This is a genomic window from Streptococcus sp. 20925_1_77 (assembly GCF_041432125.1).
Lineage (GTDB): Bacteria > Bacillota > Bacilli > Lactobacillales > Streptococcaceae > Streptococcus.
In genome coordinates, this window is sequence record NZ_JAPVZB010000028.1 from 1 (window position 1) to 4,432 (window position 4,432).

At 41.9% G+C, this 4,432-nt stretch carries 4 protein-coding genes; all 4 read left to right on the plus strand.

Features of this window, described 5'->3' with window-relative positions; all coding sequences use genetic code 11:
• Positions 1-349, plus strand: a 349-nt coding sequence (locus O3626_RS10115; RefSeq protein ID WP_371496705.1) for an ABC transporter permease subunit, incomplete at its 5' end; no start/stop codon positions are given.
• Positions 350-492: 143 nt separating this feature from the next.
• The gene (locus O3626_RS10120; RefSeq protein ID WP_021154118.1) at positions 493-1,305 is read left to right on the plus strand and encodes a DUF1189 family protein; all 813 of its coding nucleotides are present in this window, start codon (positions 493-495) and stop codon (positions 1,303-1,305) included.
• An 11-nt stretch (positions 1,306-1,316) separates the two neighbouring features.
• Positions 1,317-2,300, plus strand: coding sequence for a LacI family DNA-binding transcriptional regulator (locus O3626_RS10125; protein WP_371496708.1), 984 nt, complete (start codon positions 1,317-1,319; stop codon positions 2,298-2,300).
• Between the two features lie 8 nt (positions 2,301-2,308).
• Positions 2,309-4,384, plus strand: coding sequence for a type I pullulanase (gene pulA / locus O3626_RS10130; protein WP_371496710.1), 2,076 nt, complete (start codon positions 2,309-2,311; stop codon positions 4,382-4,384).
• The last annotated feature ends 48 nt before the right edge of the window (positions 4,385-4,432 follow it).

Here is a 4,432-nt window from a genome sequence, read left to right on the forward strand (position 1 = left end):
TACTGTTCCAATTTCCCTCGATGAATCTGCGAAATTGGATGGAGCTGGACACTTCCGTCGCTTCTGGCAAATCGTCCTTCCTCTTGTTCGTCCAATGATTGCCGTTCAAGCACTCTGGGCTTTCATGGGACCTTTCGGAGACTATATCTTGTCTAAATTCTTGCTTCGTGACGAAGTGAACTATACGGTAGCCGTTGGTCTTCAAACCTTTATCAGTGACCAAAAAAATCAAAAAATCGCCTTCTTTGCAGCCGGTGCTATTTTGATCGCGGTTCCAATCTGTATCTTATTCTTCTTCCTACAAAAGAACTTTGTTTCAGGCTTGACAGCTGGTGGGGATAAAGGATAAAATAGAATTTTATTTCAAGCACATTTTATTTTTAAGTTGAGGGTAGTATGGTGGATTCTTTACTACCCTTCGTTAAGAATAAAATCAATCAAAGAGATTTCTCTTTGCATTTCTGATACTCTTATGTTTAGAAAGGTCATCTTATGCCCTATCCTTTTAATTATTTCGCAAGTATCTTCAATTTCCGCTCTTCTTTTGCAAACCGCAAAAAACTGAGCTGGTTCCAAATGATTTTTACTTCTTTCTTTCTAATCTCTATCACACTATTACCTGTGGCTCTGCAAAATGCTCAACTCAAAACCTATCCTTTGACAACCTTTGTCAGCGATGTGTTTGATCCTTTATCAACAGACGTTATGAAAGATATCCAAGAACACGTCGTGATCAAAGACCAAGAGCTCACCTATACAGGGACTAACCCTGTACACAAGACTTCAAAAGGACAGGTTATCTTAGGCCAAGAGGCAAAGGCTAGTGAAGGCAAGGAGTTAACACTCCATTTTGATCGCAAACAATTGATTATCTCAAAAGAGAATAAAGAACTCGCTACAGTCTCATACCAGGCTATTAATCAAGAGAGCCTTCGGGATAAAAAAAGCTTCACTCAAGCTATCTCTAGCGATTGGTTTCGCGACAATCGACTCCCTGTCAGTCTCTTTCTCGTGATTTTCTCTGGCTTCTTATCGACAGTCAATTATTTGATTCTCATCGTAGGGGCATCTTTCTTCCTCTACTTGACACGAAAATCTCGACTCTTTTCACTACAAACTTTCAAGGAATGTTTCAATTGTATTCTGAATTGCTTGGGACTCCCTATTTTACTGAGTGTCTTCATCAGTTTACTATTCCATCAAGTATTTACTACGACGATCATGATCCAAAATGTCTTATTTGTACTCTATCTTGCTATGGTGTTTTATAAGACCCACTTCCGTGATCCAGACTATCACCGCTAGGAGGTTTTCTCATGCGTGTTACCATCAAAGATGTGGCGAAACTCGCTGGCGTCGCGCCTTCAACTGTCACGCGCGTCATCCAAAATAAATCCACGATTAGTGATGAAACAAAAAAACGAGTCCGTGAGGCCATGGTCGAGTTGGATTACCATCCCAATCTTAATGCTCGCAGCCTTGTCAGCCAATCTAGTCAAGTCATTGCTTTGGTTCTTCCAATCGATAGTGACGTTTTCTACCAGAATCCTTTCTTCCCAACTGTTTTAAGAGGAATTACCCAGATCGCGTCAGACAATGATTATGCCATCCAAATCTGTACGGGGCAAAATGAAGAACGGCGGCTCGACAACCTCAAACAACTCATCTACGGAAATCGTGTAGATGGTTTGATTTTCCTTTATTCCAACCCGAATGATCCCCTCGTTGAATTTGCGATCAAAGACAAGTTCCCCTTCCTCATTCTCGGAAAGGCAGCTTCACCTTTTGTATCACTAGTGGATAATGATAATATCAAGGCTGCATTTGATGCGACGGATTATTTCATTCAACAAAACTACCGAAAAATTGCTTTTATCGGGGGAAACAAAGAACTGTTCGTATCTCAAGACCGCTACCAAGGTTATAAAGAAGCCCTCCAAAAAGCAGGGATTCCTCTCGATGAAAAACTCGTTCATTTTTCATTTGGCTTTATGTTAGAAGATAATTCTTATCAAATGATGGAACGTCTACCGTTAACAGAACTAGATGCGATTATGACGACCGATATTCTCGTTGCTGAAGGGGTGCGCCAATACCTATTAGAACACCAGCTGACAATCCCGATTATTTCCTTTGATTCGATCAAGCCACGACTCGATATTGAAGCCTATATTGACATCAATGCGGTGGAACTCGGGCGTGAATCTGTCCGGACCATCCTTCAAATCATCAAAGATCACAAAGAAGGAAAAACTGTTTGCTACCGTCAATTGATTGACCATACCATTACGAAACTTTAGGAGCCTTTATGTCTACATTTACTGCTTATTTAGACGATCAAGACCTCATTCGTATCCAAAAGGGAGAGGAGCATATCCTTCCTTTTTATTTGAAAACGAACCAAGGTCATCTTGCCTTAATCCCTGTCAAAACGTCAAGTGCTGCGACTGACACAGGAGACTATTTCTTAAGCCCTATTCCACTTGAACTCGGAGAAGAGTACACCATCTACGATGCTACTGGAAATTCTTCTATACTCCACTATCGAAACATCGTTCGCAAACCCATTTTCGATCAAACCTTCACCTATACTGGAGAAGATTTAGGAAGTTTTTACACACCAAATCAGACGCAATTTAAATTCTGGGCACCCATTTCGCAAGATGTGACCCTTCATATCGAAGATCAGATCTATCCAATGCATCGTACAGAAAATGGAGTCTGGGAACTTTTGCTTAAAGGGGACTGGGAAGGAGCTGCCTACCACTATGAGTTCCGTGTCAATGGCCTAGAACGTCGGATCCACGATCCCTATGCTCTATCCTCTTTAGCAAACTCTGGAGATAGCTTAGTCGTCGACCGCAAGAAGATCACACGTCCTATCACACGTGCTACTCGTCAACTAGACCCGACAGAAGCAATCATCTACGAGATGAGCGTTCGGGACTTCTCTGTCCAAAAAGAGGCCGGCTTTAAACACCCTGGTAAGTTTAAAGGCTTGACAGAATCGCCTCAACTCAATGGTCAGATCCTTGGATTTGATTACCTTCAAAAACTTGGCATTACCCATGTACAGTTACTTCCTGTCTATGATTTCGGTAGTGTTGATGAAGAGAATCAATGGAAAGCCTACAACTGGGGTTATGATCCTGTCCAATACAATGTTCCAGAAGGTAGTTATGCCAGTGACCCAAACGATCCTTATGCACGGATTTGGGAGCTCCAAGATGCTATTGCAACCTATCACCAATCTAATCTTAGTGTCATCATGGATGTGGTCTACAATCACGTCTACCAGGCCGATGAGTATGCATTTGAACAAATCGTACCCGGTTATTTCTACCGCTATAATGCAGAAGGAGAGCGGACCAATGGAACCTTCTGTGGGAATGATGTCGCAAGTGAACGTTCCATGGTAAGACACTATATCAAGCAATCCCTCAAGCAATGGGTTTCCCTCTACGGCTTTGATGGTTTTCGCTTTGACTTGATGGGAATCTTAGACATTCAAACCATGACAGAGATTGCAGAGGAGCTCCGTGAAATCTATCCTAACGTCTATCTCTATGGCGAAGGGTGGAAGATGGATACAGGCCTCTCTGAAGACCAGCTCGCTCACCAGTACAACTCAAAACGATTACCAGATTTTGGCTTTTTCAGTGATAATTTCCGGGATACGGTCAAGAGAACACTCTTAGCCGGTCACCGTTGTGATAGTCAACATCCAGCCAATGATTTTTCTAATATCCTAACAGCAAATGTCGGGAAAGTAGGACCTGCTCATTTCATCCAACCTAAACAAGCCATTCAGTACGTCGAATGCCACGATAATGCAACTGTTTTTGATTATTTCCAACTTGAAAAAGAAGAGATTCGTCTAGAGGAGCGAAAAGCTCTCTCACGCCTCGCTCTTCATTTGGTATTATTATCCCAAGGTGTACCTTTTATCCATGCTGGTCAAGAACGTTACCGCACAAAAGGGCTCGAAGAAAACACCTATAACTTGCCAGATAGTCTCAACCAATTGGACTGGACATCCCTTTCAAAATGCAAAGAAGAACTTGCTTTTCTTAAAGAATTGATTGCTTATCGGAAATCACAGCCACTCCTTCGTTTGAAAAAAGGGCAAGAGATTCGCGACTACTGTGACGTCAAATGGTTGTCTGATCATCATTTGATCTACACGATTGAGAAAGATCGTGAAAAAATAACGATTCTTGTCAATATCGGTGATCAAGAACAGACCTATCAACATCCGAGCGATAGTCAGCTGTTATTTGCCTATCCTCATGCCAACCTAAAAACCCCTATTCCTAAAGGAAAGGAACTTTCTATTCCTGCCCATAGTTGGCTCCTTCTCCATGAAACTGAATCAACAAAATAAGAGGCTGGGACAAAAGTCCTAGCCTCTCAATTATTTTTGGATTGTCGA